This window comes from Halomonas litopenaei (assembly GCF_017303055.1).
GTDB classification, from domain to species: domain Bacteria; phylum Pseudomonadota; class Gammaproteobacteria; order Pseudomonadales; family Halomonadaceae; genus Halomonas; species Halomonas litopenaei_A.
Genome location: NZ_JAEKJT010000001.1, coordinates 571,708 through 586,500, shown reverse-complemented (window position 1 = coordinate 586,500; position 14,793 = coordinate 571,708). Strand labels below are relative to the sequence as shown.

Annotated in this window: 10 protein-coding genes; 6 read left to right on the top strand and 4 right to left on the bottom strand. The window is 64.4% G+C overall.

Annotation, left to right across the window (positions count from 1 at the left end):
* The first annotated feature begins 29 nt into the window (after positions 1-29).
* On the top strand, positions 30-1,721 hold the full coding sequence (gene hutU, locus JF545_RS02485) for a urocanate hydratase (protein ID WP_206938361.1): 1,692 nt from the start codon (positions 30-32) through the stop codon (positions 1,719-1,721).
* A gap of 161 nt (positions 1,722-1,882) precedes the next feature.
* On the opposite strand, the gene JF545_RS02480 is transcribed toward hutU, so the two are convergent.
* Both JF545_RS02480 and JF545_RS02475 read right to left on the bottom strand, forming a co-directional pair.
* On the bottom strand, positions 1,883-2,347 hold the full coding sequence (locus JF545_RS02480; protein WP_206938359.1) for a YchJ family protein: 465 nt from the start codon (positions 2,345-2,347) through the stop codon (positions 1,883-1,885).
* Between the two features lie 45 nt (positions 2,348-2,392).
* Positions 2,393-3,325 (bottom strand): glutaminase, encoded by a 933-nt coding sequence (locus JF545_RS02475; protein ID WP_206938357.1) that lies wholly within the window; start codon positions 3,323-3,325, stop codon positions 2,393-2,395.
* Between the two features lie 536 nt (positions 3,326-3,861).
* Here JF545_RS02475 and JF545_RS02470 point away from each other — a divergent pair.
* Positions 3,862-4,251: a DUF6482 family protein gene (locus JF545_RS02470; protein ID WP_206938355.1), complete on the top strand. Its 390-nt coding sequence runs from the start codon at positions 3,862-3,864 to the stop codon at positions 4,249-4,251.
* Positions 4,252-4,314: 63 nt separating this feature from the next.
* On the opposite strand, the gene hrpB is transcribed toward JF545_RS02470, so the two are convergent.
* Positions 4,315-6,924, bottom strand: a complete 2,610-nt coding sequence (gene hrpB / locus JF545_RS02465; protein ID WP_206938353.1) for an ATP-dependent helicase HrpB — start codon at positions 6,922-6,924, stop codon at positions 4,315-4,317.
* 231 nt (positions 6,925-7,155) lie between these two features.
* Between hrpB and JF545_RS02460 the strand changes: the two genes are divergently transcribed.
* Complete coding sequence (locus JF545_RS02460) at positions 7,156-8,562, top strand: NCS2 family permease (RefSeq protein ID WP_206938349.1); 1,407 nt, start codon at positions 7,156-7,158, stop codon at positions 8,560-8,562.
* A gap of 43 nt (positions 8,563-8,605) precedes the next feature.
* On the opposite strand, the gene JF545_RS02455 is transcribed toward JF545_RS02460, so the two are convergent.
* A complete protein-coding gene (locus JF545_RS02455) occupies positions 8,606-9,280 on the bottom strand; it encodes a TetR/AcrR family transcriptional regulator (protein ID WP_206938347.1) in 675 nt (224 codons plus the stop codon).
* A 587-nt stretch (positions 9,281-9,867) separates the two neighbouring features.
* Here JF545_RS02455 and xdhA point away from each other — a divergent pair.
* Genes xdhA through xdhC form a run of 3 tightly spaced genes read left to right on the top strand, consistent with a single transcriptional unit; the run spans position 9,868 to position 14,727 of the window.
* Positions 9,868-11,445, top strand: a complete 1,578-nt coding sequence (xdhA, locus tag JF545_RS02450; RefSeq protein WP_206938345.1) for a xanthine dehydrogenase small subunit — start codon at positions 9,868-9,870, stop codon at positions 11,443-11,445.
* Positions 11,429-13,870 carry a xanthine dehydrogenase molybdopterin binding subunit gene (gene xdhB / locus JF545_RS02445; protein WP_206938343.1) on the top strand — a complete coding sequence of 814 codons (2,442 nt, stop codon included), beginning with the start codon at positions 11,429-11,431 and terminating at the stop codon, positions 13,868-13,870. Before xdhA ends, xdhB begins: the two co-directional genes overlap by 17 nt.
* Positions 13,867-14,727, top strand: a complete 861-nt coding sequence (gene xdhC / locus JF545_RS02440) for a xanthine dehydrogenase accessory protein XdhC (RefSeq protein WP_206938341.1) — start codon at positions 13,867-13,869, stop codon at positions 14,725-14,727. The genes xdhB and xdhC overlap by 4 nt, the downstream gene beginning before the upstream one ends.
* The last annotated feature ends 66 nt before the right edge of the window (positions 14,728-14,793 follow it).

Genomic DNA, 14,793 nt, shown 5'->3' with positions numbered 1-14,793 from the left:
CCCTATCTGTCCACATTCAAGGTGACCCCATGAACCAGATCACACCCCCCAAGAACGATCGTCACGACCCGACCCGCAAGATCGCCGCGCCCACCGGCACCGAGCTGTCCTGCAAGAGCTGGCTGACCGAAGCGGCGCTGCGCATGCTGATGAACAACCTGCATCCGGACGTGGCAGAGCGTCCCGAAGACCTGGTGGTCTACGGTGGCATTGGTCGCGCGGCACGTACCTGGGAGTGCTTCGACAAGATCGTCGAGGTGCTCAAGCGCCTGGAGAACGACCAGACCCTGCTGATCCAGTCCGGCAAGCCGGTGGCGGTCATTCCGACCCACAAGGATGCCCCACGCGTCCTGATCGCCAACTCCAACCTGGTGCCGGCATGGGCCAACTGGGAGCACTTCAACGAGCTCGATAAGAAAGGCCTGATGATGTACGGCCAGATGACCGCGGGCTCGTGGATCTACATCGGCTCCCAGGGCATCGTCCAGGGCACCTACGAAACCTTCGTCGAGGCAGGCCGCCAGCACTATGACGGCAACCTCAAGGGCCGCTGGGTGCTGACCGCAGGCCTCGGTGGCATGGGCGGCGCTCAGCCGCTGGCCGCCACCCTGGCCGGCGCTTGCTCTTTGAACATCGAATGCCAGCAGTCCAGCCTGGACTTCCGCCTGCGCACCCGCTATCTGGACGAGCAGGCGAGCGACCTGGACGACGCCCTGGCACGCATCGCTCGCTACACCAGCGAGGGCAAGGCGGTTTCCATTGGCCTGTGTGCCAACGCTGCCGACGTGCTGCCGGAACTGGTCAAGCGTGGCGTCAAGCCGGACATGGTGACCGACCAGACCAGCGCCCATGACCCGCTGCATGGCTACCTGCCTGCTGGCTGGACCTGGGACGAATACGTCGCCCGCGGCAAGTCCGAGCCGGACGTGGTCGTCAAGGCCGCCAAGGCGTCCATGGCGGTGCATGTTCGCGCCATGCTCGAGTTCCAGAAGATGGGCGTGCCGACCTTCGACTACGGCAACAACATTCGTCAGATGGCCCAAGAGGAAGGCGTCGACAACGCCTTCGACTTCCCCGGCTTCGTACCGGCCTATATTCGCCCGCTGTTCTGCCAGGGCATCGGTCCCTTCCGCTGGGCAGCCCTGTCCGGCGACCCGGAGGACATCTACAAGACCGACGCCAAGGTCAAGGAGCTGATCCCCGACGATGAGCACCTGCACAACTGGCTCGACATGGCCCGCGAGCGCATCAGCTTCCAGGGACTGCCCGCGCGTATCTGCTGGGTCGGCCTGAAGGACCGGGCTCGTCTTGGCCGCGCCTTCAACGAGATGGTCAAGAACGGCGAGCTCAAGGCCCCCGTCGTGATCGGTCGCGACCACCTGGATTCAGGATCCGTTGCCAGCCCCAACCGCGAAACCGAAGCGATGATGGACGGCAGCGACGCGGTATCCGACTGGCCGCTGCTGAACGCCCTGGCCAACACGGCCGGCGGCGCGACCTGGGTGTCACTGCACCACGGCGGCGGTGTCGGCATGGGCTTCTCGCAGCACGCGGGCGTGGTCATCGTTGCCGATGGCACCGATGACGCCGATGCTCGCCTGGCCCGCGTCCTGCGCAACGACCCGGCCAGCGGCGTCATGCGCCATGCCGACGCCGGTTACGAGTCCGCCAAGGAATGCGCCCGCGAAAACGGCCTCGACCTGCCGATGCTCGAGGACTGAGCACCTGCGGCGCGGCACCTATGCCGACCGCTAACCTGCAAAAGGCCGCCCGAGGGCGGCCTTTTGCGTTGCTGTGGGATAGAGGCATGCAGCGGCTGCCTTTAGCCGAAATGCCCAACATGCCGCCGAGGCGAGGACCCTCGATGCAACCACCATGAATGTCAGGCGCAGCACTGCTTGAACTTCCGCCCACTGCCACAGGGGCAGCTGTCATTGCGTCCCGGCTTGAGTCTGGTGACACTGGGCTCGCCATCCAGGTAGACCCAGCGCTGCTGGTAGCGAACGAAGCGTGAGCGCTCTTCCAGCACTCCCCAGCGCTGCCGTGCACGTGGCCCCTCGGCGAAGGTGGCACGAAAGTGCACCCAGCCCGCATCGCCCTCTTCACCGCTGCCCAGGACCTCAAGACGCTTCCAGCAGGTGTCTGAGGCGCCCATCTCCTGTGGGCAGCAGTCCGGGTGCCAGCTGTGGCGCAGATAGTCATCAAGCCCCAGCGAGAAGGCACTATAACGGGAGCGCATCAGCGCCTCGGGACTGGTCGCCGTGCCTCCCTGGTGCAGTGGCTGACAGCAGTCGGCGAGTGCCAGGCCGCTTCCGCAGGGACATGCAGAGGCATTCGATGTGGCCATGTCAGGCTCCTTGTAACGATGGATCTTGGTCCATGGGGCCATCCTTCAGGCAAACACAGACCAGCCGGTCGCCTTCGACAGGCCTTCCAGTGCGGCCGTGCCCTTGAGCGAATTGCCATAACGGTCGAGCCCGGGAGACCACACCGCAATGGAAGCAACGTTCGGGACGACCGCCATGATGCCACCGCCGACGCCGCTCTTGCCCGGAAACCCGACGCGATAGGCGAAGTCGCCGGAGCCGTCGTAGTGACCACAGGTCATCATCAGCGCGTTGATGGCCCTGACCCGCTCGATACCAATCATCCGCTGACCTTCGAAGCCGCCGCACAGAAATCGGGTCGCCCGCGCCAGCTGGGCGGTGGACATCTCGATCGCACAGTGGTGGAAATAGGTGCCGAGCACCCGGTCACAGTCGTTGGTGAGGTTGCCGCAGGAGCGCAAAAAATAGGCCAGCGAGAAGTTGCGGTCCCCGGTGGCGTGTTCCGAGCGGGCCACCTGCTCATTGATATGGATGTCATCGTCGCCGGAGGCTTCGCGCAGAAAGCGCAGAATCTCTCCCAGGGTGTCTCGAGGCGCGTTGCGCCCGAGCACTGCGTCGGTGGTGACGATGGCACCGGCATTGATGAACGGGTTACGCGGGATGCCGTCTTCCATCTCCAGCTGGACGATGGAGTTGAAGGCACGCCCGGAGGGCTCCCGCCCGACCCGCTCCCACAGGCCTGCCCCCAGTCGCCCAAGCGCCAGGGCCAGGGTAAAGACCTTCGAGACGCTCTGGATCGAGAAGCCGGTGTGGGCATCACCTGCGTGATATTCACGCCCATCGCAGGTACAGATGCTGATGGCAAACTGCTGGGGGTCGATGCACGCCAGTTCAGGAATGTAGCTGGCGACGTTGCCCCACTGGTCACTGGCTCTAGCCTCGCGGTCGAGGGTCTCGACCAGTGATTGCAGTTGCTTGGGCGTCAGGGTGTTCCCCATGGGCATGACTCTTGGTGACTGGGCTTGTGGTGACTGGGCTTATGGTGACTGAGCGTATGCTGACAGAGCTGGTGATCACATGGCGCTTGGTCACGAGACGTCGATACCGATGCCACTTCTCGCCACGCCAGGCAGGACAGATTCGGCAAAGCTGGCGATGGTGGCGACAGGGCGCACGACTGTCAACGCCTCAGCGCTCTCTTGCGACCGTGATCAAGGTCGTGCCGGGTGGCGATCTGGTGGCTACCGGGTGGATGACGGAGTGGCGCCCATGCGACCAGGCATGTACATTTCCTGTACACATACTATGCAAGAAATCACTTGAATCCCATTATTGGCTGTCGCTGACAGCCTCTACCCGGCCATCCACCAGCCCAGCCCCGGAGCCCTTCATCGTGACAATGCCGGGACAGTATCGCCAGGCGACAGTGGAACAGGTCGACAGTGACAGAGAGATACCACAACGCCGGGCGCGCCCACGACGCCACCTACACGACGCCACCCACGCACGACGCCACCCACAGAGAGAGACGATCATGCCATTCTCCGAGGACCGCACCAGCGATCTCCCCGCGGACGCCACATCCGCCGTCCACTCGCTTCCCGACACCCTGACCCTGACAGGCCTGACGGCGCTGACGGACCGTTCCCCCACCATCGAGATCCACTCCATCGATATGGGCTTTTATCTGGTCAGGATTCACCTCGACGATCAGATGGCGCTGCTGGTCGATGACGCGGGTGACCCTTGGCGTTTTACCGGCACGGCGTGGATCAGTCGCACTCTCGCCCCACTGGGATTCACCCACGCCACCCTGACCTGGGCAGAGGTCACCGACGAAATGGTCGGTCAGACGACGTCCCCGACGCCCTTGGCGGATGTCATCGCCCACGGTACGCGGATTGCCCTGAGCACTCACCATTGACAGCTCCTGCGGCCATCGGGCCCTCTCGCCCTGCCCACCGACGTCAGCCGCCAGCTGGTGCCTTCACGTCTTGCCCAGGCGTGCCTTGGTCAGCGAGGTAGCCTGAGCCGTCAGCGGATCCTCAGGCCAGGGGTGCTTGGCATATCGACCGCGGTTCTCCTTGCGCACCTCGGGATAGACATTGCGCCAGAAGCTCGCCAGATCCATGGTCGTGGCGAGGGGGCGACGGGCCGGGGACAGCAACTCGACACGCACCGGCACCCGTCCTTCGGCGATCCGTGGCGTCTGTTGCCAGCCGAACAGCGCCTGGAGTTTTGCGGCGAGCACCGGCACCACACGATACGCCTCGCCAGACCCATCATCTGGCTGTTGCGCAAGGTGTTGAGAAGACGGTTTAGACGGGTTCGCCTCAGCGGCTTGCCCGACCCATCCCTCGCATTCGTAGCGCAGGGACGCGCTGTCGCCACTGGGCAGCGTCAACCTGGTCGGCGCCAATTCGTCCAGACGACTGGCCAGTGGCCAGGGCAAGCGCTCGCGCAGTAGCTGCTCCCACGGCAACGCATACACCTGCTCCATCCGCGTCAGTCCCTCCAGACGGGGCCCCAACCACTCGTCCAGCTCAGCTTTCAAGGTTTCGTCGTCCAGCGCCGGCCACTGACCATCGTGGCTTTGACGCAGCAACGCCACCCGCCGCCGCAGTGCCTCGGCGGCGTCATTGAGCGGCAGGCGGTCGGCGTCGTGAATGGCCTGCAGCAACGCCTGACGACAGGCAGCGGGGCCAGGGGGGCCCTGCATCGGACGGCGCGCCAGCACCAGCGCGTCGATACCCCGTACCTGTTCTGCCTCGAGCCGCCCCGCGTCGGCGTTCCATTCGACCCGTTCACGCCACTCGGACAGTATCGGCCACTGGGCCACCAGGGCCGACTCATCGGTGCGCACTGCCCGATACAGCCTGCCCTCCCGGGCGCGACCGTCAAGCTCCACCGCGATTAGCCAGGGGGCATGGGCCAGGGGCTGATCCTGGGGCAACGTCACCAGCCCGCCAGAGCGCAGTCGAAACCGCCCCGCCGCTACCTGCTGAGCCACCCGATCGGGAAACGCGTGCAACAGCATGCGAGCCAGCGCGCCGTCACCCGCTCGTTTCGCTGCAGACAGCGAGACACCCGCGCGAGCACACAGCCGCTTGGCTTCTCGCTGCCAGTGGGGGTCTGGGCGTGAGTCATTGAGTAACTCGGCGAATACCGCTTCGAGGTCCAGCTGACGGCCGTTACCCTGACGCCCTTCAAGCCAGGCGGCTAGCGCGCAGGCAAGGGCCAGCGAGGCCTCGTCACGCTGGCTCGCCCGCTCCAGCATCCCCGCCAGACGGGGCGATGTGGGCCAACGGCCAGCGGCACGACCCAGCGGCGTCAGCCCATCCCGCTCATCACTGAGCTCGAGCTGTCGCAGCAGCTGGCGACCGGCCTTCAGCGAGGCGCGCCCCGGCGGCGTGACCCAGGCAAGCTGGGTCGCGTCCTTCACTCCCCAACGGGCGAGTTCGAAGGCCAACGAGGATAGATCTGCCTGGAGGATCTCCGGCTCACCGTGGGGTGGTAACGGTTGTTCTTCCGCCCACAGGCGATAACAACGCCCTGGCCCCTGGCGTCCCGCTCGTCCTCGCCTCTGGTCGGCGCTGGCCCGATTGACACGGTGGGTCTCCAGCCGAGTCAGCCCCGTGCGAGGCACAAACACCGGCACCCGCTGCTGCCCGGCATCGATCACCGTGCGCACGCCGTCCACGGTGACGCTGGACTCGGCAATCGCGGTGGCGAGCACCACTCGGCGCAGGCCATCCGCCCGTGGTTTTAGGGCAGCCCGCTGAGCATCCAGCGGCAGCCGTCCGTGGAGCGGCACCAGCGCGACCTGATCGAGCCGCTGGGACAGCCAGCGAGATAGCCTCTCGATCTCCGCCACGCCGGGCAAGATCACCAGTATGTCCGCCGCCTGGTCCGCTGAGGCCTCTTCGCCCGCCGCACTCTTTGCCGCCAGTGCTTCCAGCACGACACGCCCCTGGTGCTCTTCCGCCGACAGCCGCGACGGGGCCTGCCGATACAGGGTCGTGACCGGGTACTGCCGTCCTGGGCAGTCAACCACGCTGACGTCGTCGCCCAGTACCCGTGACAATGCCGTGACATCAAGCGTGGCCGACATCACCAGCAGCCGCAGGTCTTCACGCAGCCCCTGCTGGACGTCCAGAGCCAGTGCCAGACCGAGATCCGCCTCGAGGCTGCGTTCGTGAAATTCGTCAAACACAATGCCAGTCACACCGTCGAGCAAAGGATCGTCCTGCAACATTCTGGACAGCACCCCCTGGGTCACCACCTCGAGCCGCGTATCTGGACCCACGCAGCTCTCACCACGCATGCGATAGCCTACGGTCTGGCCTGGCACCTCTCCGAGCAGGTCTGCCATGTGGCTGGCGGCGAGACGGGCGGCAACCCGCCGGGGCTCCAGCAGCAGCAGCTTGCCCCGACCGCTGTCACCACGACACCAGTCCGACTCCAGCAGCGCCAGCGGCACCCGCGTGGTCTTGCCCGCCCCGGGCTGGGCGACCAGCATCGCGCGGTTATCTGCCTCCAGCGCGCGACGCAGCTCGGGCAGACGTTCGTCGATCGGCAGTGGCGGGAACAAGGACATCAAGACAGCTCCGTCGGCAGGGGAAGTGGCTCAGCGGCTGGCTCAGCGGCGTGGCGCCGCACGGACGGGGATCATAGCACGACCGCCTTGCAGCACTCTGCGGCAAGGGTTTTGTATACATTACCGCCCAGCGTTTGTTGCCATGATGGCGCATCTTTGTCTACGCTTATCGCCTGACCGAACGGTCAGATTTACACCCCATGGCCATGACAACGACAAGAGGACCCCGCCATGAGTGATCCCGGTTCATCGCCCGCAGAACCATCAACCGCAGAACGCCAGACGACAGACCGCGAAAGATCCTGCCCTTCCGACTCCAGCGGTCTGGGGGCGTTGCTCGACCGATTCTTCAACGTGACCCGACGCGGTAGTTCGGTTAAAACCGAGATTCTGGCCGGTATTGCCACCTTCCTGGCCGGGATGTACATCATCGTGGTCAACCCGGCGGTACTGTCAGACGCGGGCATCCCCTTTTCCGCTGCCCTGTCAGCCACCGTGGTCATCAGCAGTCTCAGCAGCCTGGCGATGGCGCTGTACGCCCGTAACCCGATTCTGGTCGCACCGGGTATGGGCATGAATGCGCTGTTCACCTACACCCTGGTACTGGGAGCCGGCTTGTCCTGGGAGGTGGCACTTGGCTGCGTCTTCTGGTCCGGCGTCATGTTCGCGGTACTGGCCATGTTCAACGTCCGCGAGGCCATCATCGACGCCATTCCGGCGTCACTGCGCTACGCCATCACCTGTGGCATCGGCCTGTTCATTACCTTCATTGGTTTCAAGAATGCCGGCTTCATCGTGGCCAGTCCCGCCACACTCGTGAGCCTGGGACACCTGGATGCGCTGCTGGTCACCTTCCTCGCGGGCCTGATCATCACTGCGGTGCTGGTCATCCGAGGCTTCAACGGCGCCTTGATTCTTGGCATCGCGGCCACCACGTTGCTGGCGCTGCCCCTGGGCCGCTTGTGGGGAGACGAGGTCGTGGTGGTGTGGCAAGGACTGGCGGCGTGGCCGGACTTCTCTGCCCTGGGCAAGGTCGATGTGCTCGGCGCTCTCAAGGTCGCCTATCTGCCGTTTATCTTCGTGATGCTGTTCACCAACTTCTTCGACGCCCTGTCCTGCTTCATGGCGCTGTCGGAATCGGCGGGCCTCAAGGATGCCAACGGCAATCCTCGTAACCTCAAACGTTCGATGACCGTCGATGCGTTTGCCTCGATGATCGCGGCGCCACTGGGCACCAGCGCAGCCCAGACCTTTATCGAGTCAGGCGCTGGCGTCGCCCAGGGAGGACGTACCGGGCTGGTGGCGCTGGTCATTGCGGCGCTGTTTCTGCCCTTCCTGTTCCTGTCGCCACTGCTCTCTCTGGTACCGGGCATCGCCACGTCGCCAGCCCTGGTTCTGGTCGGCCTGTTCATGATGGCCCCCATCGGCAAGATCGACTGGAGTCGTTTCGAGGACGCTTTTCCTGCCTTTCTGGCCATCATTCTGATGCCGCTGACCTACTCCATCACGCTCGGGATTGCGTTCGGCTTCATGAGCTTCGTGCTGATCAAGCTGGCCACCGGCAAGGCCGCTCAGATCAAGCCCGCGATGTGGGTATCAGCGGTACTGTCGGCGATCATGCTGGCCACCGCGCAGTAACCATCGCGAGTCACCATGCCGGCGTCCCAGGGCACGCAGCCATTCAGTGCCCTGTGGGTGCCGACACCACTCCACACCCTTTCAGAACGACCTGGACGAGAAAGTCGGTAACGCGCTGCATGTCGTCGTCGGTGAAGTGCTCATGGCCGGTGATACCGGCCACCTGAGCTTCGAAGTCCGCGTAGTGCTGCGTCGCCGACCAGATCAGAAAGATCAGCGACACCGGGTCCACGGGGTCCATCAGGCCGCGCTCGGCCCACTGACGGAACACCTCGGCCCGGCCCTCGACCCAGTCACGCAGCTCGCCACGCAGGAAGTCCTGCAGAAAGGGAGCCCCTTGCAGGATCTCACCGGCAAATAGCCGCGAGGCCTCGGGATAACGGCGAGACATCTCCATCTTGGAGCGAATAAAGGCGCTGAGTACCTCGGCGGGATCGTCCTCGACAGAAATATCGTCGAGCATGGTGTTCCAGCGCTCCATCACGCCTTCCAGCAGACGCACGTAGAGTGCCTTCTTGCTGCCCATGTAATAGAGGATATTGGACTTTGGAAGCCCCGCCTCTTCCGCGATCAGCTTGAGACTGGCACCCCGGTAGCCGTGGCGAGAAAACACCCGCTCGGCTGCATCGAGTATCTCGCGCTCGTTGCGCTGGCGTATGGCGCCGCCTTCGGTGTCGAGCGCCCTGTCGAGCGCTGCATCATCCAGCTGTGATCCCATGCTCATCCCGGTCGTTGACAAACCGCCGCCCTTGGCGTGAACCCACGTCACGCCTGATCAGGACAACGCGCCGTAAAAGAGTGCCTGAAGGGTCAGGGACTGGCAATTCGACACAGGTCTGTGGGTGAGGCATGGCTGTCATGTCGTTGTCGAACTAACGCCAAACGGCAGTCCTAAGCAAATTTCACTCCTTCACCTTGAAGAAGCTGACCGATTGGTCAAGAATAACAACATTGCTGCTTACAAGACCCGGCTCAGCCATCTCCTTTGCACCATTTCCCTATACACCATTTTCTTTACATAGGGGCGCAAGGGACCCCGCTCCAGGAAAGCAGGGTCTAGGAAAGCAGAGTCAAAGCTTGATACACCAAAATGTGATGCATCGGAGAGTGATACATCAAGAAGTGATGGCCTGAAGCCAGATGGGCAAACGCCAGACAGACCCTAGCTAAACAGACCCGAGCTAAACAGACCGACGCTAGCAACACCAAGGCGACATCGACCGAAGATCGCAAGCCCCACGACAGGACGCCTCGTGCGCCCTACTGTCCAACGATAATGACAACGCCAAAGCGGGACCTCTAGCCATGATCAGTTTCTACCTCAATGGCCGGATGCAGCACGTGGATGCCGAGCCCCATCTCAGCGTCCTTGATCTGCTGCGCGAACGGCTGAACCAGACGGGCACCAAGGAAGGCTGTGCCTCCGGAGACTGCGGTGCCTGTACCGTCGCCATAGGTGAAGTGGATGCCGACGGCCGCCTGCACTATCACAGTGCCAACGCCTGCATCATGCCGGCCCACCAGCTGGCCGGTCGTCACCTGGTGACCGTCGAAGGAATCTCCCATGGCGACGAGCTCCATCCCTGCCAGGCGGCCATGGTCGAGCACCACGGCAGTCAGTGCGGCTTTTGCACGCCGGGCATCGTCATGTCGTTGTTCACCCTGCATGAGCACCAAGTCCAGCAGCCCGCCCCGCTGACCCCGCAGCGGCTGGAAGCCGCGCTGGGCGGCAACCTGTGTCGCTGCACCGGATACCGGCCGATTCGAGATGCCGCCCTGGCCATGCACGACACTCCGGGCTTCCGTCCTGCCTGGCTCGACGACCTGTCCCTAGCCGACGCCCTTGCCACCGACGTGGGTGGCCCTGGCGCGACTCCCAACGAGCGCAACGTTGCTTCACGCGGTGCTGAGACAGCGAACGCCTCCGGCTTCTACCAGCCCCGCAGCCTGGCTGACCTGGTGGCTCTGCGTCAGCGCTTCCCCGAGGCACGGCTGGTCGCGGGCGGTACCGATCTATGGCTCGAGGTGACGCAACAGCTCAAGGATCTTCCACAGGTCATTGATGTGACTCGCGTTGCAGAGCTTCTGACCGTCGAATCTGCGGCCGACGACCTGGGTCGCAGCGGCGTGTGGATTGGCGCTGCGGTGACCTACTCACGCCTGGAGCCACTCTTTGCCGAGCACTACCCCGCCTTTGCCCATCTGCTACATCGCCTGGGTTCTGGCCAGGTGCGCAACCGCGGCACCCTCGGTGGCAACGTCGCCAACGCCTCGCCCATCGGCGATACCCCGCCGGTACTGCTGGCGCTGGATGCACGACTGCGGCTGACCGGGCCCGGCGGCAGCCGGACCCTGGCCGCCAGCGAGTTCTTCCTGGGCTACCGGGATACCGCGCTGGGTGACGATGAGGTGCTGGAAGCCATTTTCCTGCCCCATCTGGCTAACGATCAGCAGTTGAAGGTGTGGAAGCTGTCCAAGCGTCGGGAAGATGACATCTCGGCAGTGCTGGGCGCCTTTTCCTGGCGCGTGGTCGGCGGGCGCCTGGCCGATGTTCGCCTGGCCTTCGGTGGCATGGCCGCCATCCCCGCCAGGGCCACGGGCGCCGAAGCCGCCCTTGAGGGTAAGCCTGCGGACAGCGCCAGCCTTGGCGCAGTCAGCGAGGCCCTGGCCCAGGACTTTACGCCCATGAGCGACGTGCGCGGAAGCAGCGAATACCGTCAAGATGCCGCCGCCGCCCTGCTCGAACGACTGCTGCTGGTGATCGCATCCTCCGCCCAGGGGGCAGCCCAGAACGCGACGTCCCCGGGTGCGTCATCCGCTGATGCTCGTGACCATTCCGACACCCTCGCCACGGAGGTGATGCTTCATGCGTACGCTCACTGATCTGCCGACACCTCCGTCCGATACGACGGAGCGCCACAACGCCGATGCCACCGCTGCCCACAGTTTTTCTGGCTCGTCCGCCCGTCACGAGAGCGCCGTGAAACATGTCACTGGGCGAGCCGCTTATATCGATGATCTGGCATTGCCTTCCGACGCCCTGCACCTGGCCGTGGGCCTCTCGCCCAAGGCTCACGGGCGCATCACCGCCATGCACCTTGACGAGGTGCGGCGGGCCCCTGGCGTGGTCGATGTCATCAGCGTTGCCGACGTGCCGGGTCACACCGATATTGGTCCGGTCTTCCCTGGCGACCCGATCATGGCAGACCAGGAAGTGCTCTACGCCGGCCAGGTCATGTTCTGCGTGGCTGCCACCAGCCATCGCGCTGCCCGACAGGCCGTCACCAAGGCCCGCATCGAGATCGATGAGCTGCCAGTGTCTCTCGATCCGATGGCTGCGGTCGACGCTGGCGATCTGGTGCGCCCCACCCATCGTCAGCAAAGCGGTGACTGGGAAGCGGCGCTGGCCGACGCCCACCATGTGGTAGAGGGCGAGCAATTTATCGGCGGCCAGGAGCACTTCTATCTAGAGGGACAGGCCTGTGTCGCACACCCCACCGAAGACGAAGGGGTGATGGTCCACACCTCCAACCAGCATCCCAGCGAAACACAGAAGCTGATCGCGGAAGTGCTGAATATTCCGTTCCATGCGGTCACCGTCGAGGTGCGGCGCATGGGAGGCGGCTTCGGCGGCAAGGAGACGCAGGCGTCTCCCTGGGCATGTCTGGCGGCCCTGGTGGCGCGAAGAACCGGCAAGAGCTGCCGTATTCGCCTGCCCCGTGGCGATGACATGAAGGTCACCGGCAAGCGCCACCCCTTCCATAACCGCTATCGCCTGGGCATCGACGCCGCGGGAGTGATCAGCGGGGGTGATATCAGCGTTACCGGCGATTGCGGCTACTCCCCGGATCTGTCAGACGCCATCGTCGACCGTGCGATGTTCCACGCCGACAATGCCTATTCACTGGGACAGGCCAGAGTCACAGGGCATCGGGCCCGCACCCATACCGCGTCCAACACCGCGTTTCGCGGCTTTGGCGGCCCCCAGGGCATGATGGTCATCGAGGCCGCCATGGAAGACATCGCCCGACAGGTCGGTGAAGACCCGCTGACCGTGCGCAAGCGCAACTTCTATCGCCAGGGACGCGACACCACCCACTATGGCCAGACGGTAGATCAGATCGCGCTGCTGCATACCCTGGTCGAACGGTTGGAGGCGGACAGCGACTACTGGGCCCGGCGCCGCGCCATTGCCGACTTCAATGCGCGAAGCCCGGTGATCCGTAAAGGACTGGCGCTGACGCCGGTCAAGTTCGGCATCTCGTTCACCGCCCAGCACCTCAATCAGGCGGGTGCCCTGCTGCACGTGTATACCGATGGCAGTGTGCTGATCAATCACGGTGGCATCGAGATGGGCCAGGGCCTGCACACCAAGATCTGTCAGGTGGTCGCCCGCGAGCTGGGCCTCGAGCTGTCCAGCGTACGTATCAGTGCCAGCCGCACCGACAAGGTTCCCAATACCTCGCCCACGGCAGCGTCCAGCGGTGCCGACCTCAATGGTCAGGCGGCGAGGGACGCAGCCGACAAGCTCAAGCAGCGCCTGTTCGACTTCGCCGCCGAGCACTACCAGCTCGACCGCCATGAAATGCGCCTGGAGCGGGGTGAACTTATCGCGGGCATTGCCGGCAGCGAGCAGCGAATCGCCTGGGGCACGCTGATTCAGGACGCCTATCTCGGACGCGTCTCGCTGTCAGAGAAAGGCTTCTACGCGACGCCACTGATCCACTACGATCGCCACAGTGGACAGGGTCGGCCCTTCTACTACTTTGCCTTTGGTGCCGCCGTGGCCGAGGTATCGGTCGACACCCTGAGCGGGGAATACCAGGTCGACCGGGTCGACATCCTGCATGACGTAGGCGACTCCTTGAACCCGGCCATCGATGTCGGCCAGGTGGAAGGTGGTTTCATCCAGGGCATGGGCTGGCTGACCAGCGAAGAGCTCAAGTGGAATGACAGTGGTCAGCTGACCTCAACCGGCCCTGCTACCTACAAGATTCCCGCCTATGGAGACCTGCCCGCCACCTTCAAGGTACAGCTGATGGAGGGGCATCCCAACTCCATGGCCAGTATCTACCGCTCCAAGGCGGTGGGTGAACCTCCCTTCATGCTTGGCATGTCGGTGTGGTGTGCCCTGCGCGACGCCCTGGCGAGCCTGACCGACTACCGCCACGCGGTGCGCCTGGACACCCCGGCCACACCGGAGCGGGTCATGCAGGCCGCGCGCAAGGCACGTCACATCGCCGCTAGCACAGCCCTGCGAACAGCCCAGGCAAGTCCAGGCGCCCCGTCAGGAGACACATCACCATGACCGCCCACGCCGGACCGGACAAGGAGCCCTGGTACCACGCCCTTGCAAGGCTCAAGGCGGCTGGCCAGCCCTTCGTTCTGGCCACCCAGGTCACCAGCCTTGGCTCCACACCGCGGGAGCCGGGCGCCAAGATGGTGATCACCCCGGACAGCCTGCATGACACCCTGGGCGGCGGCACTTTCGAGTGGCAACTGATCGCCAGCGCCCGCGAGCGGCTGGCTCAGGGTCAGGCAGGCATGAGCCTGGAAGCCTTTCCCCTGGGCGGACGCAGCGGCCAGTGCTGCGGCGGTTTCGTCAATGTGCTGCTGGAGACCGACCTTGGCAGCATGACCCGTCTAGCGCTGTTCGGCGCGGGACACGTGGGCCGTGCCATCGCCGAACTGGCGGCGCCGCTTGAATGGCGCATCGACTGGTTCGACAGTCGCGACGCGGCCTTCGAAGGTACCGGTGCCCATGCTTGCGTTCATCAACACCGCTTGAACGACCCGAGCGAGGCTGTCGCGGGCCTGGTGCCACACAGCCATGCCCTGGTGCTGACCCACGACCACGGCGAGGACTACGCCCTGATCGCGGCACTGTTGGAAAGAGACGACCTGGCGTCAATCGGGCTGATCGGTTCACGCAGCAAGTGGGCCAGTTTTCGCGGTCGACTCGAGCGTGCCGGCGTGGCGGCGTCACGCATCGACCGCGTGCGCTGCCCCATCGGTGACTCCGGCGGCAACAAGACGCCTCACGCCGTGGCGCTGGCCGCCTTGGCAGAACTGCTGCCGTTGGCCCACCCTCGACGTGACACAACGAAACGTGACGACACTTCAAGAGGTGTCGACAGCGCGACGCTGAAACGCCTGATGCCCTGATGCCACCAACGCCCTTTCGGGCGTGCAACGTCCCCAGGGATGGGGCCCACCGCTGATCCTTCCGGC

Bases quoted from the DNA above. Each gene is read 5' to 3' on its own strand.
- JF545_RS02470 (WP_206938355.1), top strand. From the start codon at position 3,862: ATGCCATTCTCCGAGGACCGCACCAGCGATCTCCCCGCGGACGCCACA.
- hutU (WP_206938361.1), top strand. From the start codon at position 30: ATGAACCAGATCACACCCCCCAAGAACGATCGTCACGACCCGACCCGC.
- JF545_RS02475 (WP_206938357.1), bottom strand. From the start codon at position 3,325: ATGGGGAACACCCTGACGCCCAAGCAACTGCAATCACTGGTCGAGACC.
- JF545_RS02460 (WP_206938349.1), top strand. From the start codon at position 7,156: ATGAGTGATCCCGGTTCATCGCCCGCAGAACCATCAACCGCAGAACGC.
- xdhC (WP_206938341.1), top strand. From the start codon at position 13,867: ATGACCGCCCACGCCGGACCGGACAAGGAGCCCTGGTACCACGCCCTT.
- JF545_RS02455 (WP_206938347.1), bottom strand. From the start codon at position 9,280: ATGGGATCACAGCTGGATGATGCAGCGCTCGACAGGGCGCTCGACACC.
- JF545_RS02480 (WP_206938359.1), bottom strand. From the start codon at position 2,347: ATGGCCACATCGAATGCCTCTGCATGTCCCTGCGGAAGCGGCCTGGCA.
- xdhA (WP_206938345.1), top strand. From the start codon at position 9,868: ATGATCAGTTTCTACCTCAATGGCCGGATGCAGCACGTGGATGCCGAG.
- hrpB (WP_206938353.1), bottom strand. From the start codon at position 6,924: ATGTCCTTGTTCCCGCCACTGCCGATCGACGAACGTCTGCCCGAGCTG.
- xdhB (WP_206938343.1), top strand. From the start codon at position 11,429: ATGCGTACGCTCACTGATCTGCCGACACCTCCGTCCGATACGACGGAG.